This is a genomic window from Demequina globuliformis, from assembly GCF_000975155.1.
GTDB classification, from domain to species: domain Bacteria; phylum Actinomycetota; class Actinomycetes; order Actinomycetales; family Demequinaceae; genus Demequina; species Demequina globuliformis.
Genome location: NZ_BBRG01000003.1, coordinates 131,346 through 156,593, shown reverse-complemented (window position 1 = coordinate 156,593; position 25,248 = coordinate 131,346). Strand labels below are relative to the sequence as shown.

General features: G+C 67.9%; 21 protein-coding genes. 18 read left to right on the top strand and 3 right to left on the bottom strand.

Annotation, left to right across the window (positions count from 1 at the left end):
- Positions 1–136 precede the first annotated feature (136 nt).
- On the top strand, positions 137–715 hold the full coding sequence (locus tag AOP75_RS10755) for a DoxX family protein (protein ID WP_062079082.1): 579 nt from the start codon (positions 137–139) through the stop codon (positions 713–715).
- Here the strand turns inward: AOP75_RS10755 and AOP75_RS10750 are convergent.
- Genes AOP75_RS10750 through AOP75_RS10740 form a run of 3 tightly spaced genes read right to left on the bottom strand, consistent with a single transcriptional unit; the run spans position 708 to position 3,843 of the window.
- Positions 708–1,562 carry a GDSL-type esterase/lipase family protein gene (locus AOP75_RS10750; protein ID WP_062079081.1) on the bottom strand — a complete coding sequence of 285 codons (855 nt, stop codon included), beginning with the start codon at positions 1,560–1,562 and terminating at the stop codon, positions 708–710. The genes AOP75_RS10755 and AOP75_RS10750 overlap by 8 nt on opposite strands.
- Positions 1,559–2,701 carry a glycosyltransferase gene (locus tag AOP75_RS10745; protein WP_062079080.1) on the bottom strand — a complete coding sequence of 381 codons (1,143 nt, stop codon included), beginning with the start codon at positions 2,699–2,701 and terminating at the stop codon, positions 1,559–1,561. Before AOP75_RS10745 ends, AOP75_RS10750 begins: the two co-directional genes overlap by 4 nt.
- Positions 2,698–3,843: a glycosyltransferase family 4 protein gene (locus AOP75_RS10740; protein WP_062079079.1), complete on the bottom strand. Its 1,146-nt coding sequence runs from the start codon at positions 3,841–3,843 to the stop codon at positions 2,698–2,700. The genes AOP75_RS10745 and AOP75_RS10740 overlap by 4 nt, the downstream gene beginning before the upstream one ends.
- Positions 3,844–3,959: 116 nt before the next feature.
- Here AOP75_RS10740 and AOP75_RS10735 point away from each other — a divergent pair, with 116 nt between their 5' ends.
- From AOP75_RS10735 to AOP75_RS10655, 17 genes are all read left to right on the top strand, one after another.
- Positions 3,960–4,616, top strand: a complete 657-nt coding sequence (locus AOP75_RS10735; protein ID WP_062079078.1) for a copper resistance CopC family protein — start codon at positions 3,960–3,962, stop codon at positions 4,614–4,616.
- On the top strand, positions 4,613–5,854 hold the full coding sequence (locus AOP75_RS10730; RefSeq protein WP_062079077.1) for an MFS transporter: 1,242 nt from the start codon (positions 4,613–4,615) through the stop codon (positions 5,852–5,854). The genes AOP75_RS10735 and AOP75_RS10730 overlap by 4 nt, the downstream gene beginning before the upstream one ends.
- A complete protein-coding gene (gene hemC, locus AOP75_RS10725; protein WP_062079076.1) occupies positions 5,851–6,768 on the top strand; it encodes a hydroxymethylbilane synthase in 918 nt (305 codons plus the stop codon). Before AOP75_RS10730 ends, hemC begins: the two co-directional genes overlap by 4 nt.
- A 3-nt stretch (positions 6,769–6,771) precedes the next feature.
- Entirely contained in the window at positions 6,772–7,788 is a 1,017-nt protein-coding gene (locus AOP75_RS10720) for a uroporphyrinogen-III synthase (protein ID WP_062079075.1), read from the top strand.
- Complete coding sequence (hemB, locus tag AOP75_RS10715) at positions 7,785–8,768, top strand: porphobilinogen synthase (RefSeq protein WP_062079074.1); 984 nt, start codon at positions 7,785–7,787, stop codon at positions 8,766–8,768. Before AOP75_RS10720 ends, hemB begins: the two co-directional genes overlap by 4 nt.
- Positions 8,765–10,057 carry a glutamate-1-semialdehyde 2,1-aminomutase gene (hemL, locus tag AOP75_RS10710; protein WP_062079073.1) on the top strand — a complete coding sequence of 431 codons (1,293 nt, stop codon included), beginning with the start codon at positions 8,765–8,767 and terminating at the stop codon, positions 10,055–10,057. Before hemB ends, hemL begins: the two co-directional genes overlap by 4 nt.
- 279 nt (positions 10,058–10,336) lie before the next feature.
- Positions 10,337–11,761 (top strand): MFS transporter, encoded by a 1,425-nt coding sequence (locus AOP75_RS10705; RefSeq protein WP_062079072.1) that lies wholly within the window; start codon positions 10,337–10,339, stop codon positions 11,759–11,761.
- A gap of 47 nt (positions 11,762–11,808) precedes the next feature.
- On the top strand, positions 11,809–13,938 hold the full coding sequence (locus AOP75_RS10700) for a molybdopterin oxidoreductase family protein (RefSeq protein WP_062079172.1): 2,130 nt from the start codon (positions 11,809–11,811) through the stop codon (positions 13,936–13,938).
- Positions 13,935–15,425: an FAD-dependent oxidoreductase gene (locus tag AOP75_RS10695; RefSeq protein ID WP_062079071.1), complete on the top strand. Its 1,491-nt coding sequence runs from the start codon at positions 13,935–13,937 to the stop codon at positions 15,423–15,425. Before AOP75_RS10700 ends, AOP75_RS10695 begins: the two co-directional genes overlap by 4 nt.
- Positions 15,426–15,427: 2 nt before the next feature.
- On the top strand, positions 15,428–18,001 hold the full coding sequence (gene nirB, locus AOP75_RS10690; RefSeq protein WP_062079070.1) for a nitrite reductase large subunit NirB: 2,574 nt from the start codon (positions 15,428–15,430) through the stop codon (positions 17,999–18,001).
- The gene (gene nirD / locus AOP75_RS10685; RefSeq protein ID WP_369345462.1) at positions 17,998–18,450 is read left to right on the top strand and encodes a nitrite reductase small subunit NirD; all 453 of its coding nucleotides are present in this window, start codon (positions 17,998–18,000) and stop codon (positions 18,448–18,450) included. Before nirB (AOP75_RS10690) ends, nirD (AOP75_RS10685) begins: the two co-directional genes overlap by 4 nt.
- 127 nt (positions 18,451–18,577) lie before the next feature.
- Positions 18,578–21,148, top strand: coding sequence for a nitrite reductase large subunit NirB (nirB, locus tag AOP75_RS10680; protein WP_062079069.1), 2,571 nt, complete (start codon positions 18,578–18,580; stop codon positions 21,146–21,148).
- Complete coding sequence (nirD, locus tag AOP75_RS10675; RefSeq protein WP_062079068.1) at positions 21,145–21,516, top strand: nitrite reductase small subunit NirD; 372 nt, start codon at positions 21,145–21,147, stop codon at positions 21,514–21,516. Before nirB (AOP75_RS10680) ends, nirD (AOP75_RS10675) begins: the two co-directional genes overlap by 4 nt.
- A complete protein-coding gene (gene cobA, locus AOP75_RS10670; RefSeq protein ID WP_062079067.1) occupies positions 21,513–22,742 on the top strand; it encodes a uroporphyrinogen-III C-methyltransferase in 1,230 nt (409 codons plus the stop codon). The genes nirD (AOP75_RS10675) and cobA overlap by 4 nt, the downstream gene beginning before the upstream one ends.
- Entirely contained in the window at positions 22,742–23,857 is a 1,116-nt protein-coding gene (locus AOP75_RS10665; protein WP_062079066.1) for a uroporphyrinogen-III synthase, read from the top strand. The genes cobA and AOP75_RS10665 overlap by 1 nt, the downstream gene beginning before the upstream one ends.
- Positions 23,854–24,540, top strand: a complete 687-nt coding sequence (locus tag AOP75_RS10660; RefSeq protein ID WP_062079065.1) for a sirohydrochlorin chelatase — start codon at positions 23,854–23,856, stop codon at positions 24,538–24,540. Before AOP75_RS10665 ends, AOP75_RS10660 begins: the two co-directional genes overlap by 4 nt.
- Complete coding sequence (locus AOP75_RS10655) at positions 24,524–25,243, top strand: HesA/MoeB/ThiF family protein (RefSeq protein WP_062079064.1); 720 nt, start codon at positions 24,524–24,526, stop codon at positions 25,241–25,243. Before AOP75_RS10660 ends, AOP75_RS10655 begins: the two co-directional genes overlap by 17 nt.
- The last annotated feature ends 5 nt before the right edge of the window (positions 25,244–25,248 follow it).

Genomic DNA, 25,248 nt, shown 5'->3' with positions numbered 1-25,248 from the left:
GTTGCGCGTTGTGAGGGATGTGACACTTTGGTGACAACCTGCGGTTTTGTCGTGCATTTCCGCAAACTTCGCGCTACCTTTGTTGCAAGGCACCCCGGAATCCCCGCCTTACGTCACCGACATCAAGGAGACTTCAATGACCACCACGGAAAGCACTGAGAGCCAGGTCACTGGCCCCGTAGGTTCCAAAGCCGGATGGGTGATGCTGAGCGTTACCCGCATTGTCATCGGTTTTTACTTCTTCTGGGCCTTTATTGACAAGCTGTTCGGGCTTGGCTTCGCTACGTGTCGTCAGGAAGACGGCACCATCGAGGTCATGTGTGACAGCGCCTGGCTGAACGGCGCGCGCATTACCGAGGGCTACCTCGGTTCCTCGTCCGGCCCCTTCGCAGACTTCTTCGCCGACCTCGGCACCATGGCATGGACCGACTGGCCATTCATGATCGGCCTGCTCGGCATCGGCCTCGCCCTGATGCTCGGAATCGGCACCCGCGTGGCCATGTGGGCTGGTTCCCTCATGTTGGCCATGATGTGGATCTCCCACTCCTGGCCCAACCAGGGCGGCAACGCCACCAACCCCTTCGTCGACGACCACATCATCATGATCGTGGCGATCATCGCGGTGGTCCTTCTTGAGGTGCGCTACCAGGCCGTTGGTCTTGGCGAGCGGTGGAAGCGTATGGAGATCGTGCAGAAGCAGCGCTGGCTCATCTGACGCGACGATTCGCCTTGAGGGCGTCGGCGGCCCTGGCCGTCGACGCCCTTTCGCGTGTGTGGGGCCCACGGTTGTCCCTGGGGCCGATGCGGTGGCTGTGTCCCGTACGGGTGGCGACCCACTCCGCGGCGATGACGGCCGCGATCGCTGGCAGCAGGTCGGTCGACCTCCTGAGTGCCCAGGGGGTGCCGTGGCGTGCGAGCCACCATGCCTGCGCCGCACGCGAGGGTGGCCCTGGCGCCGGGCTTATTGAGTGCATGGCGGGAAGTCGGTCGCACATGACAGCCAACGCCTCCGCCGCGAGCGCCCTGTGCCCCTCGGGTGACGGGTGGATTCGGTCCACGTGCCATCCGCGGGAACCTGTCGCACCCATCGCCAACGCACCATTGACGATGCGCGCGCCTGTGGCAGCCGCCGCGGCGGTGAGTGCCTCGTTCACAGCACCGGCCCGCGAGGCCATCACCGCAGCAATGCCGCGGGGAAGGAGGTCGAAGAGGCCAATGCGATCGATCGTTGCCACGACGACGGTGTGTCCAGCCCGCGTCAGCGACCCGAAGGCCTCTTCGCAAGCACCGTGCACGTCGACCGCATCGAAGTCGCCGCGCAGGGCGTCATTGCCGCCAATCGAGCACAGCACCACGTGTGGCTCCCATGCAAGCGCCGTGGCAGCCTGCGCGGGCAGGTCGCGCGCGCGAGCGCCGTTGGCCGCGAGACACAGGTAATCCGCCGCGCCCCAGGCATCGGCCGCGTGCCGTGCCCACCCCACGGCTCCCCACTGATCCCGGGTCCCATCGCCTACCCCCAACGTGATGGAGTCACCCAGCGCCGCGACCCGCACGTCGCTCACGCCGCCAGCCGGGCGGTGGGTGCCAGCGCCAGGGAACGGTGAAGGGCCTCCATCGCGTCGATAGTGCGCGTCCATGGCCAACACTCGGCCTGGGACCGCGCCGCGGAGGACCGGTTGCGTGGGTCACGCCTCAGGACGCCGTGTATTGCCATGGCCAGATCTCCCGCCGTGCCACGGGCGCATATCCCCGCCTCGCCCATGACTTCCTTGAGCGCCGACGCACTGTTGGCGACGACGGGGGTCCCTGAGGCGAGCGCCTCCAGCGCGGCGAGCCCAAAGGTCTCGATAGGGCCCGGCGCCACCAGCACGTCGGCAGTGGCGAGCAACGCTGCGAACGTGTCGGGACACGACACGAAGCCCGCGAACTCCACGGGGAGCCCGGCGCTGAGGGCGCGCAGCGCACGCTCGCGCGGGCCCGAGCCGGCAATGACAAGACGGACTGGGAGCCCACGGCGATGCAGAATCCGCACTGCCTCGATGGCGAGGTCAGGGCGTTTCTCTGCCGACAGTCGCGACGCCATGACCAGGAGCGCCTCCGATGGGCGCGCATACCGGGCTCGCATTGCGGAATCCGCGCGCCCAGGGTGAAAGTGCTCGAGATCGACGCCCAGCGGCACGTGACGGGTGGGTAGGCCGAGCCGCGCGAACTCGCCAGCCGCGTAGGAGGTGGTGCACACCACCTCGGTGAAGGCCTCGTAGGTCCCGGCGTTGTGAGAATCGATGGCGCGTTGTGCCCACGGTGACGTGGCGACGCGCGGCACATGCGCACGCAGGACGCCGTCGGATCTCTCATGGGCGAAGAACACGGTCGGAATGTCCCGCGCGGCCGCCCACGACGCAGTGCTGCGCAACGTCGTGCGGTCGGACACTTCAAGAATGTCCGGGGCAAACCGAGTGAGCGCGTCGCGTACGCGGTCGATCCGGGTGATCATCCGGTAGCCACCGCTGCCAGGCAACCGCGGTGCGCGGATCGTGACGCGAGTGCCGCAGGGCGTGCGCTCCAGCGCGTCGCGTGCTCCTGGAACCACGAGCAGCACCTCGTGGCCGCGCGCGATGTAGCCCCGGCCCAGTTCCTGCATCGCGGTCCTCAGCCCGCCCGAGCGGGGGCCGTAGAAGTTCGCAATGTGCGCGATTCTCATGGTGTCACTCCCGTGATCGTCCTTGCTGGGCGCGCCGCCATCACCGCGGCGTAGTGGCCCATCAGCTCGTCGCACACCCGGTCCCAAGTACGACCGCTCACGCTCACGCGCGCGTGTGCTCCCGCCCGGGCCCGCCACTCGGGTGCGTTGACCACGTCGCGCGTCGCCGCTGCAAATGCTGCGCGATCTCCCGGTTCAAACAGGCGGCCAGTGATGCCGTCTTCAACGAGGTCAACTGGACCACCGCGCCGGGGGGCGACGACGGGCACGCCGCTGGCGTGGGCCTCCTGGATGGTTTGGCAGAAGGTCTCAAGCTCGCCGCAATGCACAAAGACATCGAAGGTGGCCATGGCCGCCGCCAGGTCCTCGCCATCCAGGAACCCGGTGAAGATCGCGTGGGGGAGCGCGCGCTCCAGTTCTGCGCGAGCCGGCCCCTCGCCCACAATCACCGGCCGGATCCCAGGGGCACGCGCCAACGTCGTCAGGTCCTCGACGCGCTTTTCCGCCGCGAGGCGGCCGACGTACCCGACCACCACCTCGCCGCGCGGCGCCCACTGCGCGCGCAGGTGAGGGTCGCGTTTGGTGGGGCTAAAGCGCGTGGCGTCTACCCCGCGCCCCCACCGGTGGAGGCGCGGTATCCCCAGTCGCTCCAGTTGAGCGTGAGCGTGGGAGGACGGCACCAGGGTGCGGTCGGCCTTGGCGTGAATGTCACGCACGCGCTTCCAGCCAAACTCCTCTCCCCATCCCGCGCCGTAGCGCGACGCATACGACGGCACTTCCGTTTGGTAGACGGCGACTGACGGCAATCCAAGAGCGTGCGCCGCCTTGACCGCTGACCAACCGAGCATGAAGGGCGACGCGAGGTGAACAACGTCTGGTGACTGGCTGTCCAACAGCGCCCCAAGTTTGCGGGTGCTCGCGGTGCACACGCGCACGTCCGGATACCCGGGCCAGCCAAGGGCAGGCAGCCGAACTATCCGTGCGCCGCGATACTCGTCCGGCCCGCCTCCACCCCGGCCCTGCGGCGTGAGGACCACCGCATCGTGCCCGCGCTCGGACAAATAGTCGATGATGCGCAACAGCGAATGGGTGACGCCGTTGGTGTGGGGAAGGAAGGACTCGGCGATCAGCGCGACTCTCACCTCTCCACTGTGACCGCCGTGCGTGACGTGCGTGGGGTAGGTGCGGAGAAGGTGCGGTGAACCTTCGGTGACGCACGCGTGACGGCGGCGCTGGTCCCCGATGTGACAATGGTGAGATGCCCGGACTTGTGAATGCTCCTGTGCGCGCCGTGATCGCGCTTATCGCTACCGCCGCCGTCATGATTGGCCTGAGCCCAGCGGCGACGGCCCACACCGAACTTCGCAGCTCTGATCCCGAAGCAGGTGCGACGGTGGACACGCTCGACAGCGTCTCCCTCGTCTTCAGTTCGGCGATCCTGGACATTGGCTCCGAACTCATCCTGGTCGACTCGGCCGGAGACACTCACGCGCTCACCCCGGAGTACCCCGATCCCACTGTGGTGAGCGCCGCGGTGGACACGCAGTTGCCGGCGGGTGACACCGTGTTGCAGTGGCGCATCGTGGCGGAGGACGGCCACCCCATTGAAGGTGAGGTGGCCTTCACCCTTGCGTCGACGGGCGCCGAGGCGAATGAGTCGAGTGGAGGCGCTTCCGCTGTGCCTTCGGCGACGCCAGCACCGTCAGACGCGCCGTTGCCGTCAGCGACGCCGTCGCCTGTAGACGGGCAGCTCATCGCGCCCAACCCGGATGCCTCGGTGAGCCCCAGCCCGTCGCCGACCGCTGACGCGGACGATGACGGCGGTGTGGCCAACCCATGGGTGTGGATGATCGTTGCGGTCGCCGTGGTCGGCACGGCCGCTGCGGCCCTCATCGCGCAGTCGCGGCGCCGGTGACTGACCTCCCCTCCACTATTCCCGCCGGGCAACCCCGGTGGCGGCTGCCGCGCACCGCGCACGCGCCTCGAGCGCGTTGGGTACTGGCATCCTTTGCCCTGGTCGGCTTTGTCATCGGCCTGGGACAAAACTCCGCCGCGGCGGTGATCCAGAACCAGGTCATCGATCTCGACACCACTGTCGATGTGCTCGGCTACACGATGGTCGCCTACTCGTTGGGTGTGGTGGTCGGAGCACCCGTCATCCTCGTCGGGCTTGGGCGCGTGGGCCGCAGGCCACTGCTGATCGCGCTGGCCGCCTCCTTTGCCGCGCTGTCGATCGCGACCGTGGTGGCCCCCACCGCTCAGTCGCTCATGGTCATCCGCTTTCTGACGGGCCTGCCGCACGGTGCACTGTTGGGCGTCGCGTCATTTGTCGCGATGTCCGTCCTGGGGCGGGGGCGGCGAGGCCAAGGTGTCGCGATCATCATGTTGGGGTTGACGTTCTCTCAGATTGTCGGCGTGCCCCTCATGCAGTGGCTGTCGAACGCCGCCGACTGGCGCGTGGCGTATGCAGTGGTCGCGTTTGCTTCCGTCGTCGCCCTCGCCGCCGTGTGGGCCTTCACCCCCGACGTCCCGGGAAATGCGGACACCTCCACGCGCCGCGAGATCCGTGCGTTCCGGTCAGTGCCGTTGTGGACGGCGTTGATCGCGATCACCGTCGGGTTCTCCGGGCTCGGCGCCGTGTTCTCGTACATAGTGCCGTTGCTTGAAGACACCAATGGGCTGAGCGCCACCAGCGTGACGTGGGCGCTCGTGATGTGGGGAGTGGCCACGTCAACGGGCGCTTTCGTCGGGGGCAAGTTGACGGACCGCTCCCATGTGGGTGCCGGACGCCTGGGACTTGTCCTCACGGGCGTCGCGTTGCTCGGCATCGGTGTGGGTGGCAGCAATCCCGTGGTGACGTTGCCCACGCTCTTCCTGTTGGGCGTGGCAACGCAGATCTATTCGCAGTCCGCGCAGGTACACCTGATGGATGTCTTGCACGGCTCGCCCTCACTGGGCTCCGCGCTGTCGCATGCCGCCCTCAATGCGGCATCGGCACTGGGTGCGGGCCTGGGTGCCGTCATCATTGGCGCGGGTATGGGCTACCAGGCGCCGGCGTGGGCGGCGCTGGCACTGACGGCCGTGGCGTTCGTCATAGCCCTGTGTGGACCCGGATACCGGAGGGTGCGCATTGTGAAAGAGTTGACCCCATGAAACTTCGTTTGGGCACGCGTGGCTCGGTACTCGCCCGCACCCAGTCAGGGATGGTTGCCGACGCCATTGTCGAGGCCGCCGCCGCTCGGGGAATCGAACTCGACGTGGAGTTGGTGTTCATCCGTACTGAGGGGGATGTATCGCAGACCCCCCTGGTAGGGATCAGCCAGACCGGCGTCTTTGTGAACGCCCTGCGAGATGCCCTCATGGCCGGCGTGTGCGACATCATTGTGCACTCCCTGAAGGACATCCCGACGGCGTCGCACCCGGACCTTGACCTGGCCGCGATCCCGGTACGCGAGGACGTGCGCGACGCGCTGTGCACGCGAGGCGAGTCGCTGTCGGAGCTTGCGCCGGGCGCCCGCGTTGGCACGGGCTCACCCAGGCGCGCCGCTCAGATCTTGGCCCAGCGTCCCGATGTCACGGTGGAAGGGCTGCGCGGCAACGTTGACACGCGACTGGGGAAGTTGCACGACGGTCTCGACGCTGTGGTCCTGGCCGCAGCAGGGCTGAGCCGTATGGGCCGGCTCGAGGACGCGACGCAATTGCTTGACCCGTCCGTGATGCTGCCGGCGCCCGGTCAGGGTGCGCTCGCGGTAGAGATCATGCCCGACGCGGATCCCGCCTGGGCCGTCGCCGTACGCGACCTCGACCACGCGCCTACCCGCCAAGCGGTCACCGCGGAGCGGGCTTTGCTCGGCGTACTGGACGCCGGCTGTGCCGCGCCGGTGGGGGCACACGCGACGGTCAAGGATGGCGTACTGACGCTCAAAGCTCGCGTGATCAACGCTGACGGCTCGTTGGCGTTGAACGAGACCACCAGCGGCCCCGCGACAGAGGCCTCGAGCCTGGGGCGCCGCACCGGATTCACTTTGCTCGGCCGTGGGGCCGCGCGACTCATGGGAGGCAGTTAACCGATGGATCTGTCCGTACTCGAAGGCAAGCGCCTCTTGGTCCCTGTGACGGCACAGCGCCGTCTGCTCGCGCAGCGCCTGGCCGACGCCGGTGCAGTGGTAGAAGAGGTGGAGTTCATCGCGATCGCGGGTCCCGCGTCGCCCGAGGCGCTGGAAGCCGCCACACTCGCATGGTGCGCCGGGGACTATGACTGGATGGCCGTGACGAGCCGCAACGCGGTGACGGCCATGGACCGGATCGCTCGCGCCCGCGGCATGCGTCTGAGTAACCCGCAGCCGCAGGCCAAGGTTGCGACGGTGGGGGAGGCCACGCGCGCTGTGTGCGAGCAGGTGGGCCTCGCCGTCGACCTGGTGCCCACGGACAAGCTCAATGCGCGCGGCATTGTCGCCGAGTTCCCCGAAGGCGGCGGCCGCATCTTGGCGCCGTTGGGCAATTTGGCATCGCCAGTGCTGGAACGCGGCTTGGGCCGCAAGGGCTGGACGGTCGATGTCGTCGAGGCGTACCGCACCGTTGATGGCGACGGCCCCGACCCGGACGTGCGCGAGATGCTCGCCGACGGTGCGTTCGATGCGGTCCTGCTCACCTCCGGCTCCGTTGCGGAGCGTCTGGCCACCACCTGCCCGGAGATGTCCGCTGACACGACCATCATCGCCATCGGCGACATGACGGCGGCCTCCGCGCGTGCGGTAGGAATGACCGTGGCTGCGGTGGCACAGGCCCCGTCGTACGACGGCATTGTGGCCGGGCTGCTCGAGGCGCTCGACCCCGCTGCGGCTGAGCGGGCCGATGCCGACGCAGCCTCCGAACCAAGCGCGCCGAGCGACCCCAATGCCGACAGTGCTTCGAGCGCCCCCAGCGCTCCGAGCGTCCCCAATGCCGACAGTGCTTCGAGCACCGTATCCCCGGCGACCGGTCCCACGCCGGCCAGCGCGGCATCGGCCGTCACCCCATCGAGCGCGACGTCGCAGGCGAGCGCGCCGAGCGCCGACACCCCCGCTGAGGTCGAGGGGTCGCGATGACATACCCCCAGCGGCGTCCCCGCCGGCTTCGCACCACGGCCGCCATGCGGCGTCTGGTGCGGGAAGTGCGCCCGCAACCGGCTCAGTTGGTGCTGCCGGTGTTCGTTCGCGAGGGACTCCAGGGTTCTCGCCCCATCGAGTCGCTTCCTGGCGTCTCGCAGCACGGGCTCGACGCACTGCCGGACCTTGTTGACGAGGCCGTCGCCGCTGGCGTTGGCGGCATCATGCTGTTCGCCATTCCTGAGGTGCGGGACTCGACTGGGTCGCAGGCGTGCGCCGCGGACGGGATTCTCAACCGGGCCATCGAACGGGCGGCCGCGACGGCCTCTGGGCGACTCGTCGTGATGGCGGACCTGTGCCTTGACGAGTTCACTGACCACGGGCACTGCGGCATCCTCACCGCCGAGGGGGCCGTGGACAACGACGCCACCCTTGCGGTGTACGCGCAGATGGGTGTCGCGCAGGCTCGTGCAGGCGCTGACGTGCTGGGGCTGAGCGGAATGATGGACGGTCAGGTGCAGGCGGTGCGAGCCGCTCTGGATGCCGAAGGCCTGGTAGACACCAGCATCTTGGCGTACAGCGCCAAATACGCCTCAGCCGCATACGGGCCGTTCCGCGACGCGGTCGAGAGCCAGCTTGACGGTGACCGCAAGACGTACCAGATGGACCCGGCCAACCGGCGCGAGGGCTTGGTCGAGGCGAGCCTCGATGAGACCGAGGGCGCTGACTTCCTGATGGTGAAGCCAGCCCTGCCGTACCTGGACGTGCTCGCAGACGTAGCCCAGGCATCGGCCGTGCCCGTCGCGGCCTATCACGTGTCCGGAGAGTACTCGCAGATCGAAGCAGCAGCCGAGCGCGGCTGGATCGATCGCCGCACCGCTCACCTCGAGGCCATCACCTCGATTGTGCGGGCAGGCGGCGACATTGTGTTGACGTACGCGGCGCTTGACGCCGCGCAGTGGTTGAAGGAGGACTCATGAGCGTTCGCAGTGATCGCGCTGCCGCCATCTTGCCCGGTGGAGTGAACTCGCCGGTGCGGGCCTGGAATGGTGTGGGCGGCGAGCCAACCCCGATCGCCTCGGCGAAGGGCGCGAGGGTGACCGACGCCGACGGGCGTGAGTACATCGACTACGTGGGGTCCTGGGGCCCGGCCATTCTTGGCCACGCTCACCCCACCGTGGTGCAAGCCGTTCAGGAGGCCGCGGCACAGGGCCTGTCGTTTGGTGCCACGACTGAGCGTGAGGTCGAGCTCGCAGAAGAAATCCGTGGACGCTACGCGCCTGCAGAGCGATTGCGCCTCGTGTCGACTGGCACGGAAGCGACCATGACCGCGATCCGCTTGGCGCGCGGAGCGACTGGTCGCGACGTGATCGTGAAGTTCGCCGGCTGCTATCACGGCCACTCCGACGCGCTGCTCGTGGCCGCCGGCTCAGGACTTGCCACGGCGGGAGTGCCGGACTCCGCGGGCGTGACGGCTGGCGCAGCCGCAGACACGCTCGTGTTGCCCTACGGTGACGAAGACGCGCTGACGGCAGCCTTCGCCGAGCACGGGCCCCGCATCGCGGCCGTGATCACGGAGGCCGCTCCGGCCAACATGGGCACGGTGACGCCGCCGCGCGGTTTCAATCGCCTCATCGCAACGCTGTGCCGCAACGAGGGTGCGGTGTTCATCGTCGACGAGGTCCTCACCGGATTCCGTGCCGGTCCCGCGGGGTACTGGGGCGTCGAGCGCGACCTCGATCTCGCGGCGGGCGTCGAGCCATGGCAGCCGGATCTCGTCACCTTCGGAAAGGTCATTGGCGGCGGGATGCCGGTGGCGGCGCTGGGCGGGCGTGCGGACCTGATGGATCAGCTCGCGCCGCTGGGGCCCGTGTATCAGGCAGGAACGCTGTCGGGTAACCCCGTGGCGGTCGCGGCAGGGCTCGTCACGATGCGGCTGCTCACCGATGACGTCTACACGGGCATCGCTCGCAGGGCGGACGCGCTCGCGGATGGCGTGTCGACCGCGCTCAGCTCCGCTGGCGTCACGCATGCCGTGGGTCGAGCCGGCACCTTGCTGTCCTTCTTCCTGGGGCTCGACGTCGCGCCCGTCACCTTCGACCAGGCAGCGAGCCAGGATACGGCGGCGTTCGCGCGCATGTTCCACGCGCTCAATGAGTCCGGCATCTACCTCCCGCCGAGCGCGTTCGAGACCTGGTTCGTCTCGGATGCCCACACTGACGCCGACATTGACGCGACCGTCGCCGCGGTCGCGGCCTGGGCGCAGTAGCACCCGCTTTCCCTACCCTCACGAGTGCGCCTGCGTCGTTCTTGCCACTGAACGATGCAGGCGCATGTGTGGGCGCGAGAGCCGGCGCGCCGGCTCACCTCACGTCACCCCTGAGCGTGAAGTGAGAAAGAGTTCGCAGGAGTTTCACACAAACCGCCGATAGGCGAAACACCACCTCCCTACCTTGAGAAGTGTCCGACAGGGCCGCCGATGCGGGGCGACCCACGTGCCAACGATGGCCCGGACGCTCCATCAGTCAAGGAACCCTCGGGAGGGGTCATGTCCGTACAGGATCGCGAAGCATCCGTCGTCGCCGCATCTGCCGAGCCCGCACCTGTCGCCCCCGGCGTCGTGGGCCGCGGTCGCTGGATCGAGCGGTGGACCCCGGAGGATGAATCCTTCTGGACCTCCGCAGGCAAGCGCATTGCCCTCCGCAACCTCATCTTTTCCATCGTCGCGGAGCACATCGGATTCTCAATCTGGATGCTGTGGTCGATCGTCGTGGTGCGCATGTACGGCACCTACGACGACGCGGGAGTCCTCATCCAGGCCGGTGCCAACGGCTGGGCGCTGACCGCGGAGCAGGGCCTGACGCTGCTGGCTGTCACCTCCGGGGTGGGTGCGTTCTTGCGCGTTCCGTACACCTTCGCCGTTCCGATCTTTGGCGGACGCAACTGGACCGTCATCTCCGCACTGCTGTTGATCATCCCCACCCTCGGACTTGCGTGGGTGGTGGGCCGCCCGGACACGTCCTTTGGCGTCCTGGTTGCCATCGCCGCGACAGCGGGCTTTGGCGGCGGCAACTTTGCGTCGTCGATGGCGAACATCACGTTCTTCTATCCTGACAAGGAGAAGGGCTGGGCCCTGGGACTGAATGCCGCTGGCGGCAACATCGGTGTCGCCGTCGCACAAAAGTTGGTGCCCGTCGCGATCGGGATCGGCGGTGTGGGTCTGGCTATGGCCGGCCTGATGTACTTGCCGCTGGCCGTGGTCGCCGCCGTCCTCGCGTTCCTCTTCATGGACAACCTTCGCGAGGCCAAGGCCGACCCCAAGCCCACGGCCCGGTCGCTGCGCCACGGACACACCTGGGTCATGGCCTTCCTTTACGTCGGCACCTTTGGGTCCTTCATCGGTTACTCGGCCGCGTTCCCCACCCTGCTGACCGTCGTATTCGACCGCCCCGACATCGCGCTCGGCTGGGGCTTCCTTGGCGCGCTGCTGGGATCTCTCGCCCGCCCGTACGGGGGCAAGCTGGCTGACCGCTTCGGTGGCTCACGGATCACCATCATTGCCTTTGTGCTCATGGCCGGCGCTGGCCTGCTCGCCGTCGAGGGCATCCGGCAGGAGAGCCTTGGCTTCTTCTTTGTGTCCTTCCTCGCGCTCTTCCTGCTCACCGGAATCGGCAACGGCTCCACCTACCGGATGATCCCGTCGATCTTCAACCGCCTGCGCGACGTCAAGGGCGACGGCTCGGAAGCCTCGGTGCTGGACTTCAAGCGTCAAAGCGCGGGCGCGGTCGGCATCATCTCCGCGATCGGCGCCTTCGGGGGATTCGCGATCCCCTTCGTCTACAAGTACTCACGCGAGTGGTTCGACGGCTCGATTGTCCCCGCGCTCCAGCTCTACATCGGAGTCTTCCTCGTCATGGCCTTGCTCACGTGGATCCTCTACGTCCGCAAAGGCGCACGCATGGCGGGGGTGTAAACGTGCCCGCATCGCACGGCGCCGCATCGCCCAGGGACACCATCCCCCTGGGTGGTGCGGTCGCGACCCATTGCCCGTACTGCGCGCTTCAATGCGCCCAGTCGTTGCAGCCGACGCCAGGGGGCCGAGTCCCGCTTGAGGTCACGGGACGCGATTTCCCCACCAACAGGGGAGGGCTGTGCCAAAAGGGCTGGACCTCGGCTGAGGTACTGCGCGCCCGCGACCGCATCACGACCCCGCTGATCCGGACGGCCGACGGCGGTTTTCGCGAGGCCGGCTGGGATGAGGCGCTCACCTTGGTCGGTGGGCGCGTCCGTGACATCCAGACTGAACACGGGCGTGACGCGATCGCGGTGTTCGGTGGCGGCGGCCTCACCAATGAGAAGGCGTACGCGCTGGGGAAGTTTGCGCGGGTCGTGCTCAGAACCCCATACATCGATTACAACGGCCGTTTCTGCATGTCCTCCGCAGCGGCCGCGTCCAACCGGTCGCTTGGCCTGGATCGAGGTCTTGGCTTCCCGCTTGCGGACCTGGGTGGAGCCGACGCTGTCCTGGTGGTGGGGTCGAACATGGCGGCCACCATGCCGCCGTTCGTCGCCCATCTGGCAGGGGTGCGTGAGCGTGGCGGGCTGATCGTCACGGACCCGCGTGTGACGGCGACCGCGAAGCTCACCCACGACGGCAAAGGCATGCACCTTGCACCCGTGCCCGGGACTGACCTCGTGGTGTTGCTCGCCATCGCTCACGTGCTGGTGGCAGAGGGGCTCACGGACACCCGCTACCTTGCCGAGCGCACGAGCGGCCTCGAGGCTGTCCAGCGCTCGGTCGCGTCTTGGTGGCCCGAGCGCGCCGAGGCGGTGTGCGGCATCCCGGCCGAGGACCTGCGCCGCGCGGCCCGGATCCTCGCTTCGGCCTCGCCCGCGCAGGGCGGGCGAGGCGCGTACGTCCTGACCGGGCGGGGCTTGGAGCAGATGAGTCAGGGCACCGACGGCGTCACCGCCGCCATCAATGTTGCATTGCTCTTGGGTCTGATCGGTCGTGAGGGCTCCGGCTTTGGCCCCGTCACCGGGCAGGGCAACGGGCAGGGCGGGCGCGAACATGGCCAGAAGTCCGACCAGCTTCCGGGCTACCGGATGATCACTGACCCCGCGGCCCGCGCCCACGTCGCGGGCGTGTGGGGCGTTGACCCGGACTCCCTGCCTGGTCCCGGCGTTCCCGCGGTCGCGCTGCTGACGAAGCTCGGGACCTCGCAGGGGCCGCGCGCGCTGCTGGTGCACGGCTCGAACGTGGTGGTGTCTGCACCGAACGCCGACCGTGTCCGCGAGGCGCTTGGGCGGCTTGATCTGCTGGTGGTGTGCGACATGGTGCCCTCGGAGACCGCGCTGATGGCGGATGTCATCTTGCCTGTCACGCAGTGGGCGGAAGAGGACGGCACCATGACCAACCTCGAAGGACGCATTATTCGCCGCCGCGCGGCCGTCAAAGCGCCAGGCGAGGCTCGCAGCGAGTTGTGGATCTTGCAGCGCCTCGCCGCCGAACTTGGTGTGGAGCGCGGCTTTTCTGACAACCCCGGCGAGGTGTTCGCGGAACTCGCCCGAGCATCGGCCGGTGGAAAGGCCGACTACTCCGGGATCACCTACGAGCGTCTCGACGCCGGCGAGGAACTGTTCTGGCCCGTGCCAGGGGCCGGTCACGCTGGCACGCCGCGCGTGCTGCTGGACCGTTTCCCGACCCCGGATGGCCGCGCCACGATGATCCCGGTCAGTCACCACGACCCCGCGGACGATGTCCGGCCAGGCGCGCCGTTGTACCTCATCACCGGGCGCGTGCTCCAGCACTATCAGTCGGGCGCGCAGACGCGCCGCGTGGACGAGCTGAACGCGGCCCAGCCAGGCCCGTTCGTTGAGATGCACCCGCTCTTGGCCGAGCGCCTTGGGCTGGCTGAGGGCGACATCGCTGCACTCACGACGGCGCGCGCGGAAGGGCTCGCGGCGGTGCGACTCACCGAGGACATCCGTCCCGACACCGTTTTCATGCCCTTTCACTGGTCCGGCGTGGGCAGCGCGAACCGCCTGACCAATGACGCCACGGATCCGATCAGCGGCATGCCGGAATTCAAGGTCACCGCGGTGGCAATCGCGCCGGCACCAGCGGCCCAGGAGGTGCTGACGTCATGAACGTTGTGGTCATTGGCCATGGGATGGTCGGCTCGCGTTTTGTTGAGGACCTGATTGCTCAGGATCCGCACGCCCACGTCACCGTCCTTGGTCGCGAAGACACCCAGCCGTACAACCGTGTCCTGCTGTCCAGCGTGGTCGCCGGCGTCACTGACCCCGCCCTGCTCACGATGAGTGCAGCACGCGGGGAGCGCGTGCGGGTCCGCCAGGGGATCTGGGCCACAGAGATTGACCGCACAGCCCGCACGGTCACGGACTCGAGCGGCACGGTGCATCGCTACGACCGGTTGGTGCTCGCGACCGGGTCTCAGGCACGCATTCCTGACATCCACGGCATCGCCACCGACCGCGGTCTCATGCCCGGCGTCACCGTGCTGAAGGACCTGTCCGACGCCACCGGCATCGTGAAGCGCATCTCCAAAGCGCGCCGGGCCGTGGTACTCGGCGCGGGTGTGCTGGGGATGGAGGTAGCCACCGGCCTGGCTGCCCGCGGACTCTCCGTCACCCTGGTCCATCACGCCGCCCGCGTGATGGAGCGCCAGTTGGGCGACGCGGCCTCCCGCATCGCCACAGGGTCGCTTCACCGGTTGGGGGTCAAGGTTGTGACCGAGACCTCCGTCGCCGAGGCGATTGATCGGCGCGGGGTGCTGCAGGCCGTCCGCCTGACCGACGGCACCCAGGTCCTCACGGACATGCTGATTATGTGCGCAGGCACCATCCCCGAGACGTCACTTGCCCGTCGCGCAGGGTTGCCGTGCGAGCGTGGCGTGCTCGTAGGCGAGGACTGCGCGAGCCCCGTCGACGGGAACGTGTTCGCGATCGGTGACTGCGCACAGCCGCCCGAGGGGGGCACGGGGCTGGTGGCCCAGGGCTGGGACCAGGCCGCGCGGTTGGTGGCGGCGTGGACGGGGCGGGCCGTTGCCCGCAGGGACGCTGAGGACGATCTCACCAACGTGGTGCGCGTCAAGGCCTCTGGGCTCGACCTGGTGACGATGGGGCTGTCGGGCAAGTGCGACCACGGCGAGCGCGACCTGCGCGCGGTGCGTATCTCCGACCCCGCCATTGGCCGGTTCGTGGAGGTCGTGGTGTCCCATGGGCTGCTCGTGGGCGCCACGATCGTGGGGGACAAGGCATGCGCCTCAGAGCTCTCCGCGATGTATACGCGCATGCTGCCCGTTCCCTCCGACCCTGCCCACCTGATCATCCGGCCGCTGGCAGGCATGACCGGTGGGGTCGCAGCGAAGTCGCCCAAGGATATGGACAACGCGGACACGGTGTGCAACTGCAACACCGTCACCAAGGGGCGCATCGTCGCCGCGATCGACGATGGCTGCACGAGCGTCGATGAGGTGGCGCGCGCAACCCGGGCCGGCACCGGCTGCGGCGATTGCCGTGCGGTGGTCGGCGAACTTATTCAGGCCTGCGCGGCGGACGCCGCGGACTCAGGCGACAAGGTTCCCGCGCTCGCGGGACGTGGGGAAGGGTGATCATGACCGGCACAGCTCAGATCGTCGTCGTTGGCGGCGGCATGGTGGCACATCGATTCGTGGAGGCGCTGCGCGCGCGAGACGCCGATGGGCGCTACGCGGTCACCGTCCTCGCGGAGGAGCCGCGCGCTCCATATGACCGCGTTGCACTGACGTCCTACTTCACCGGGCGTGACCCCGAGGATCTCGCGTTGGGCGACCCGGAGTTGTGGGCCGACCCGCTCGTGCGCCTTGAACGCGACGCCAAGGTCGTCGAGATCGACCGCGAGGCACACACGGTGACCGACGTGCACGGTGTCACCTACCCCTACGACCACCTTGTCATGGCGACGGGTTCCTACGCGTGGACGCCCCCCACCGAGGGCGCCGACCTCCCGGGCGTGTTCGTGTACCGCACCATCGATGACGTCGCGGCGCTGCGCATTTACGTGGAGCAGCGACGCAAGGATCTGGGCCGTCCTGTTCGCGGCGCCGTCATTGGCGGTGGCCTGTTGGGGCTTGAGGCCGCTGGCGCGCTGCAGGAGCTCGGTGCTCACTCCACCGTCATCCAGTTCACCGACCGCCTCATGAACCTGCAGGTCGACGAGGGCGGAGGTCAGGCGCTGACGCGGCTCATCGAGAAGCTCGGTGTGTCCGTTAAGTGCAACACGGCGACCCAGGCCATTAAGCCCGACAAAACCGGCCGCGTCGGTCGGCTTACCTTCGCCGACAAGGGGGAGCAGCTCGCGGACGTCGTGGTCTTCGCCACCGGTGTTCGCCCGCGCGACGAGCTGGGCCGCGAGGCCGGGCTCCCGATCGGCGAGCGCGGCGGAATCGTCGTCGATGACACGTGCCTCACCGAGGACCCGCACGTGTCTGCCATCGGCGAAGTCGCCTGCATCCAAGGCGCCTGTATTGGCCTCATTGCCCCTGGCAACACCATGGCGGAGATCGCCGTCGACCGCCTGTTGGGAGGCACCTCGACGTTCCCTGGTGCCGACACCGCCGCCAAGCTCAAGTTGCTGGGAGTGGACGTCGCCTCGTTCGGCGACGCCTTCGCGACGACGCCAGGCGCGCTCGAGCTGACGTATGCGGACCCGGTGGCGGGTGTCTATAAAAAACTGGTCGTGACCGACGATGCCCGCACCCTGTTGGGTGGCATCTTGGTGGGCGACGCGTCGGCCTACGCGTCGCTTCGCCCGCTAGTGGGGTCGGAACTGGGCGGTGACCCCGCCGGGTGGCTGCTGCCCGAGGGCGCGATCGAGCGCCCCAACGTAGAACTGCCGGACGAGGCCAACATCTGCTCGTGCAACAACGTGTCCGCAGGCGCGATTCGCGGCGCGGTCAACGAGGACGGCTGCACCGACCTCGCAGGTGTGAAGGCATGCACCAAGGCCGGCACCTCCTGTGGGTCGTGCCTGCCGCTAGTGAAAAAGCTGGTCGGCGCCGAACTGGAGAAGTCCGGCATCGAGGTCTCCAACGCTATGTGCGAGCACTTCGAGTTCTCCCGTGCGCAACTGTTCGACGCCATCCGGGTATCCGAACTGCGCACCTTCTCCGAGATCATCGAACGCTTCGGCACCGGCCGCGGGTGCGACCTGTGCAAGCCCGCGGTGGGTTCCATCTTGGCCTCGCTGTACAACGAGCATGTGCTGGCGGCGGACCGCGCTGCACTCCAGGACACGAACGACCGGGTCATGGCGAACATGCAGAAGGACGGCACGTATTCGGTGGTGCCGCGCGTGCCCGGCGGCGAGATCAAGCCCGAGCACTTGATCCTCATAGGCGAGATCGCCAAGGAATTCGATCTTTACACAAAGATCACGGGCGGTCAGCGCATCGACATGTTCGGCGCCCGGTTGGACCAGTTGCCGAGCATCTGGACGCGGCTCGTTGACGCAGGCATGGAGTCCGGTCACGCGTACGGCAAGAGCCTGCGCACCGTGAAGTCTTGCGTGGGATCCGACTGGTGCCGCTACGGCGTGCAGGATTCGGTGGGCATGGCGATCGCGCTCGAGATGCGCTATCGCGGCCTGCGTAGCCCCCACAAGATTAAGCTAGGTGTGTCCGGGTGCGCACGCGAATGTGCGGAAGCGCGTGGCAAGGACGTAGGGGTCATCGCCACCGACAAGGGCTGGAACGTCTACGTGGGCGGCAACGGCGGTTTCACTCCCAAGCATGCGCAGCTGCTGGTGGAGGATGTCGACGACGCGACGGTGTTCCAGGTGATCGACCGCTACTTGATGTTCTACATCCGGACCGCGGATCGCCTCCAGCGCACCGCGCCTTGGCAGGAAGAGTACGAGGGCGGGCTCGACGCGATTCGCGAGGTCGTCATAGGCGACTCGCTGGGCATCTGCGCGGACTTGGATGCGCACATGGCCCGCCACGTCGACACCTATGAAGACGAGTGGAAGGCCGTGCTTAACGACCCCAAGCGGCTCGCCCAGTTCACGAGCTTCGTGAACGCTCCGGACGAGGCAGACCCGTCGCTTGCCTATGTCGAACAGCGCGGTCAGCGTCGCCCCGCCACCCCTGCGGAAAGGGCCGGAGGGGCTGTGCTCATCGCACCCGCGACACTGGAGGTCCGCTCGTGAGCGCCCCCGTACGGCCGCGGGACGCGGAGGCGAACCTGACTGAAGCATCGTCGCCCACCCAGGCATCGGCCCCGTCCCAAGCATCGGCCCCCACCGCCATGGTCCGGATCTGTGGCTTTGAGGACCTGGTGCCCGAACTCGGCGTCGCCGCTTTGGTGAGCGGCACTCAAATAGCGGTCTTTCGATTAACAGACGGCTCGGTGCACGCCGTGCAGAACTTGTGTCCGTTCTCAGGAGCGTCTGTGCTCAGCCGCGGGATCACCGGGTCGCGTGGTGACGAACCCACGATCGCATCCCCCATCTACAAGCAGGTGTTCTCGCTCGTGACCGGCGAGTGCCTGGTCACCATGGACAAGGAGCCCATGCCAGGCGCGAGCCCTCACCTGCGTGTCTATCGCGTGCTGGTCGACGGCCCGGGCGTGTGGGTGGATCCCACGGACCTGCCCTAGGGACAAAGTCATGGATAGGTGCCGCGTGGGCTTTCTAGACTCGAATCACCTGGAAACGCGCGACGGTCGCGCGGCGCGCAGCGCCACAATGGCCGGCGCGCGCTGCTGCCAGGGGAGGAGGCACCACATGGGTGCGCAGCGGATCATCGTCGTCGGTGCTGGCATGGTCGCCCAGCGGTTTGTGCAATCGCTGCGCGAGGCGGACGACGCCGGCCGGTATGAGGTCGAGGTCTACGGCGAAGAGCAGTACGCCCCGTACGACCGCGTCGCGCTGACGAGCTTCTTCTCCAAGGCGGGTCCAGAGGAACTGCTCTTGGGTTCTCCGACCCTGTGGGATGACCCCCGCGTCACTCTCCACCGCGGGGCCCGCGTGACATCGATCGACCGCGCCGCCCGCACCGTGACTGTCGATGACGGCTCACAGCGCAGCTACGACCACCTGGTGCTGGCGACCGGCTCCTCCGCGTGGGCGCCGCCCATTCCAGGGGTCGACCTTCCCGGCGTGTTCATGTACCGCACCCTGGACGATGTCGCCGCGCTGCGGGACTGGGTGCGCGCCAAGCAGACGTTGGTGGGCCGCCCCGTGCGAGGCGCGGTCATCGGAGGAGGGTTGCTGGGCCTCGAGGCCGCAGGAGCGCTGCAGAGCATGGGCGCGACCGCGACGGTCGTGGAGTTCGCCAACCGCCTCATGGCCTTGCAGGTCGACGATTCCGGCGGCGAGGCGCTCAAGTCCCTCATCCAGCGCCTGGGGGTGCAGGTCAAGTGCGGGCTCGCAACATCCGCCGTTGAGGCCGATGCCTCGGGCAACGCGGGCACGCTCAAGTTCAGTTCCGGTGGTGAGCAGTTGGTGGACGTCGTGGTGTTCGCGACGGGAATCCGGCCGCGCGACGAACTCGCCCGCGAAGCGGGGCTGCCTGTGGGCGAGCGTGGCGGCGTAGTAGTCGACGATGCGTGCCTCACGAGTGACCCGTCTGTGTCCGCGATCGGGGAGTGCGCGGCGGCGGCAGCCGACGAGCACATGTCGATTGGCCTGATCGCGCCCGGCAACACGATGGCCGACGTCACTGCGCACCGCTTGCTGGGCCGCGAGGAGGCCTATCTGGGTGCCGACACCGCGACCAAACTCAAGCTGCTCGGAGTCGACGTCGCCTCGTTCGGCGACGCCTTCGCCACGACGCCAGGGGCGCTCGAAGTCGTCTATTCCGACCCGTTCTCTGGCGCCTACAAAAAGCTCGTCATGACCGACGATGCCTCGACTCTGCTGGGCGGCATGTTCGTGGGCGACGCCTCCGCCTACGCCACCTTGCGGCCCATGGTGGGTGCGGAACTTCCTGGCGACCCGAGCAGCTGGATCCTGCCGGAGGGTCAGGCGGAGCGTCCCGAACTCGAACTGCCTGACGCTGCCACGGTGTGCTCGTGCAACAACGTCACGGCTCAGTCCATTCGCGCGGCGGTCAACGAGGACGGCATCCACGACCTCGGAGAACTGAAGTCACACACCAAGGCTGGAACCGCGTGCGGCTCCTGCCTGCCGCTGGTGAAGAAGATCCTCAACACCGAGCTGGAGAAGTCCGGCATCGAGGTCTCCGAGGCACTGTGCGAGCACTTCGCGATGTCACGCGCATCGCTGTTCAGCGCAATCCAGGTTGCTGGCCTCACCACGTTCTCCGACATCATTGAGCGGTTCGGCACCGGCCATGGATGCGACATCTGCAAGCCGACCGTCGGCTCCATCCTCGCCTCGATCTATAACGAGCACGTCTTGTCCGACGGCCGCGCGGCGCTCCAGGACACGAACGACCGCTACATGGCGAACATGCAAAAGGACGGCACGTACTCGGTGGTGCCGCGCATCCCCGGCGGCGAGATTACGCCGGACAAGCTGCTCGTCATCGCGGAGGTGGCCAAGGACTTCGACCTGTACACGAAGATCACCGGCGGCCAGCGCATCGACCTGTTCGGCGCGCGGCTCGAGCAACTGCCGGAAATCTGGCAGCGCCTCGTCGACGCTGGCATGGAGTCCGGCCACGCGTACGGCAAGAGCCTGCGTACCGTGAAGTCCTGCGTGGGCTCGTCGTGGTGCCGCTATGGCGTGCAGGATTCCACCAGCATGGCGATTGCCCTCGAAGAGCGCTACCGCGGCCTGCGCAGTCCGCACAAGCTGAAGGTTGGAGTGTCGGGATGCGCCCGCGAGTGCGCGGAGGCGCGCGGCAAGGACGTGGGCGTCATCGCGACGGAGAAGGGCTGGAACGTCTACGTGGGCGGCAACGGCGGCTTCACCCCCAAGCACGCTCAACTGTTGGCCGAGGACGTCGACGACGCGACGGTGTTCCAGGTGATCGACCGGTACCTCATGCTCTACATCCGCACCGCGGATCGCCTCCAGCGCACCGCGCCGTGGCAAGAGGAGTACGAGGGCGGGCTCGACGCCATCAAGGACGTCATCCTCAATGACTCGTTGGGGATCTGCGCTGACCTCGATGAGCACATGGCGCACCACATCGACACGTACGAGGACGAGTGGAAGGCGGTCCTCGAGGACCCCGCGCGACTCGCGCAGTTCACCAGCTTCGTCAACGCTCCTGACCAGGCCGATCCCAGCCTGGCATACGTGGAGGAGCGCGGCCAGCGCCGCCCCGCCACCCCCGCAGAACGCGCCGCGATGAGTGGCGCCTCCCGATCGGAGTCCCGCGTATGACTGTGACTGTCCCCGCCACCGCTGTTCCCGTGTGTGACTATGACGCCCTGGTGCCTGACCTCGGCGTCGCGGCTCTCGTCGGCGATACCCAGGTCGCGGTCTTCCGCCTCGACGACGGCTCCGTCCACGCCGTGCAGAACCTGTGCCCGTTCTCGGGAGCATCGGTGATGAGTCGCGGCATCACGGGCTCGCGCGGTGACGAGCCTACGATCGCCTCCCCGATCTACAAGCAGGTGTTTTCCCTGATCACGGGCGAATGCCTGGTGTCCATGGACAAGCAGCCCGTCGCCGGCGGCCCCGACTTGGCCGTTTTCCCAGTGGTCCTCGACAATGGCCAGGTGATGATCAACCTGGCTGGTGGCGAATGACCGTACTCTTCGGACTCGACCTGCGCGGCAAGTCCGTCGTGATCGCTGGAGCGGGCACGGTGGCGGAGCGCCGGGTGAGGCGGTTCGTCGGTGATGGCGCCGTGGTGACCGTCGTCGCGCCGCGCGTGAGCGAGGACATTGAACGGCTCGCCCTCCACGGAGACGTGACGGTTCAACGGCGAGGGATTGCTCCTGAGGACCTCGACGGAGCGTGGTTCGTGCTCGCCGCCACGGATGACCGCTCGCTGAACGATGAGATCGCCCAGTGGGCGCATGCGCGCCGGGTGTGGTGCATCGACGCCTCGGACGCGTCACGCGGAAGCGCCCGCCAGGCCGCCATGAGTCGCCACGGCGAGACGGCAGTCGGGGTCCTGTCGCTTGGATCGCCTGACCCTCGCCGCATTCGCGCGGTACGCGATGCGGTTGCGGAGCACATCGACGCCGGCGAGGTGGACCTGCGCCGTCGGCGCACGGGGGAGGGGCGCGTCGTCTTGGTGGGCTCCGGGCCAGGTGACGTGGGTCTGATCACCGTGCGTGGTCGGCAGGCCTTGTCGGAGGCCGATGTCGTGGTCACCGACCGTTTGGGAGCCACCGAATTGCTCGTGGCGCTGCCCGCAGACGTCGAGGTCATCAACGTGGGGAAGTCCCCTGACCGCCACCCCGTGCCCCAACATGAGATCAATCGGATTCTGGTCGACAAGGCTCGCGCGGGCAACACCGTGGTCCGGCTCAAGGGCGGCGATCCTTACGTCTTTGGGCGCGGGGGCGAGGAAGTCCACGCGTGCCAGGCCGCCGGCATTCCCGTGGAAGTGGTCCCCGGTATTTCCTCCGCCCTGTCGGTGCCTGCGCTCGCGGGCATTCCGGTGACCCAGCGCGGCATCGCCACGTCTGTGCACATCACGACAGGTCACGCTGGCGCGGACCCGGCCGCCGTGGCATCAATGGCCGCCGGCGCGACCACGGTCTTCCTCATGGGAGTGACGGCGCTGCCGCGCATTGTCGAGTCCGCCATTGAGGCGGGCTGCGACGCCGGTGTGCCCGTCGCCATTGTGGAGAACGGCTCCACCGCGCGCGAGCGGGTCACCCACGGCACGTTGGCAACCATTGCTGGTATTGCTGCGGAAACAGGAGTGAAACCTCCGGCGGTTATCGTCGTCGGCAAGGTCGCGGAGCCGGGAATCCTCGGCACAACCGCCGCGGCGACGCCAGAGCCCAAGGGGGAGTGATGAGCGACGCAGGTGACGTCCTTGCCGGCTGCGTGCTGGTGATCACCGCTGACCGACGCAAACGTGAGTTGGCGTCCGCACTCGAGCGCCGGGGGGCCACCATCGCTCACGCGCCCGCGCTCAGCACCATCTCGCATCTCGATGACGCGGCCTTGGTTGCCGACACGCGAGCGCTGATCGACGCGCGGCCGGACGTGGTGGTGGCGACAACGGGGATTGGCTTTCGCGGGTGGATTGAGGCTGCGGATGCGGCTGGCCTTGCCGACCCGCTGCTCACGGTGCTGTCTGAGGCGCGGCTCATTGCTCGCGGTCCCAAGGCGCGCGGCGCGATTCAGGCTGCCGGAATGCAAGCCGATTGGGTCGCGGAATCGGAGACCGCCGCAGAGCTGCGCGACTACCTCCTCGCGGAGGGAGTCGACGGCCTGACCATCGCAGTGCAGCACCACGGCAACGGGTCCGACGGGCTCGACGAGGCCTTTGCTGATGCGGGCGCTACGGTGCATAGCCTGGTGGTGTATGGCTGGGGTCCGCCCGTCGATCCTGAGGCCCACCGCGCCGGCATCACGGCGGCGGCCACGGGCCGGGCGGATGCCGTGCTGTTCACGTCGGCGCCGGGCGTCGAAGCGTGGCTTGCCGGGGTGCGCGAGGCCGGGGCGTTGGCAGACATTGCGGCGCTGGTAGAGGCGGGTTCTTTGGTGCTCGCCTCCGTGGGCCCTGTCACGGCCGCTCCACTTCAGGAAGCCGGCCTGCGAACCTGCTATCCCGATCGCTGGCGCTTGGGCGCGCTGGTGCGAGAGCTCATCAAGCACTTCAGCGATACCTCGGGCGCGATCCCCACTGCGGACGGGCCGCTGGTGATCCGCGCCACGGCCGCGATTCTCGACGGTCGGGTGCTGCCGCTGACGCCCACCGGTCTCGATATTCTCAAGGCGCTCGCGGCCGCCAAGGGGTCCGTCCTCACGCGTGAGCAACTCGGGGCGCTCCTGCCTGGTGCGCAGGCCGGGCCACATGCAGTGGAGGCGGCCATCAATAGGCTGCGCGACAACGCTGGCTCGCGTGCGCTGGTGCGGACGGTCGTCAAACGCGGCTATGCGTTGGGGGTGACGGGCTCATGACGTCTCCGATCCTGATTGGCTGTGCGCACGGGACTCGCTCCAAGGAAGGCCAACTCACCATCCGGAACCTGCTGCAAGAGCTGCGTGAGGCGACAGGCCTGGACGTGCGTGAGGCGTATGTCGACGTCCAGGAGCCCAAGATTGACGAGGTGGTTGCGGGCATTCCCGAAGGGGACGGGGTGTCGGCGGTGGTGGTCCCCCTGCTGCTCGCGGGCGGCTACCACGTGTATGTCGACATTGCGGAAGCCGTCGAGCACCGGGCCGACGTGGTCGCCGCTCCGGCCCTGGGACCCGACGAACGTCTCCTGGACATCGTCTTGCAGCGGCTCGACGCGCAGGGGGTAGAGCATGACGCGACGGTGATTTTGGCCGCAGCCGGGTCCTCAGACCCGCGTTCGCAGGCGGACACGGAACGCGCCGCCGAGATGTTGCGCGAGCGTTGGGGAGGTCCAGTGCGGATCGGTTTCGCGGCTGGCCCCAAGCCGTCGGTGGCCGATGCCGTGGCTCAGGCCCGAACAAACGGCGAGGACGGCATCGTGGCGGTTGCCTCGTATCTGTTGGCACCCGGGCTCTTCCAGCGCAGACTGGAGGATGCCGGCGCGGATTACGTCACCGGTCCGCTGGCCCCCCATCCCATCTTGCTCGAGATTGTCGCCGATCACTTCAATGACCTCATCGCCTGACGCGTTCACCCGCCAGCGGGGCCTGACTGGCTTCGGTTCCGGCGGGCAAGAGTCGTTGGCCACGGCGGCGGTGGCGATCGTCGGAGCGGGCGGCCTTGGGTGCCCAGCGGCGCTCTACCTGGCGGCGGCGGGTGTGGGATCCCTGACGTTGATCGACGATGACCACGTTTCGGTCACGAATCTTCATCGGCAGGTGCTGTATGGCCCCCAGGACGTGGGCCGCGTCAAGGTTGATGCCGCGGCAGATGCCTTGGCCCGCGTCGCGCCACACTGCCGTGTGACCGCGGTGCGCGCACGCGTGACGGAAGCGAATGCCCACGACCTCCTCGCGGAGCACACGGTCATCGTGGATGCGACCGACACTATGCCAGCGCGCCGGCTCATAGAGGCGACCGCCTACGACTCCGGTCTACCCGTGGCCTGGGGCGCCGTTCAGGGATGGCACGGTCAGGTCACCGTCTTTGACCGGGACCACCGGCTCGCGGACGTGTTCCCCGGACCGGACCCCCTTGACCTCGAGATGTGCGACGCGGGTGCAGTGTTTGGGCCTGTGTGCGGCGTCGTGGGCACCGCGATGGCATCCGAGGCTGTGCGACTCGCCGCTGGCGCGCACTCGTCGCTGGCCGGTTCGCTCGCTATCGTCGATGGCAGGACTGGCCGCTGGCGTCACATTGAGGTGGCCGGCAAAGCACACCGGAGGTGAGGCGT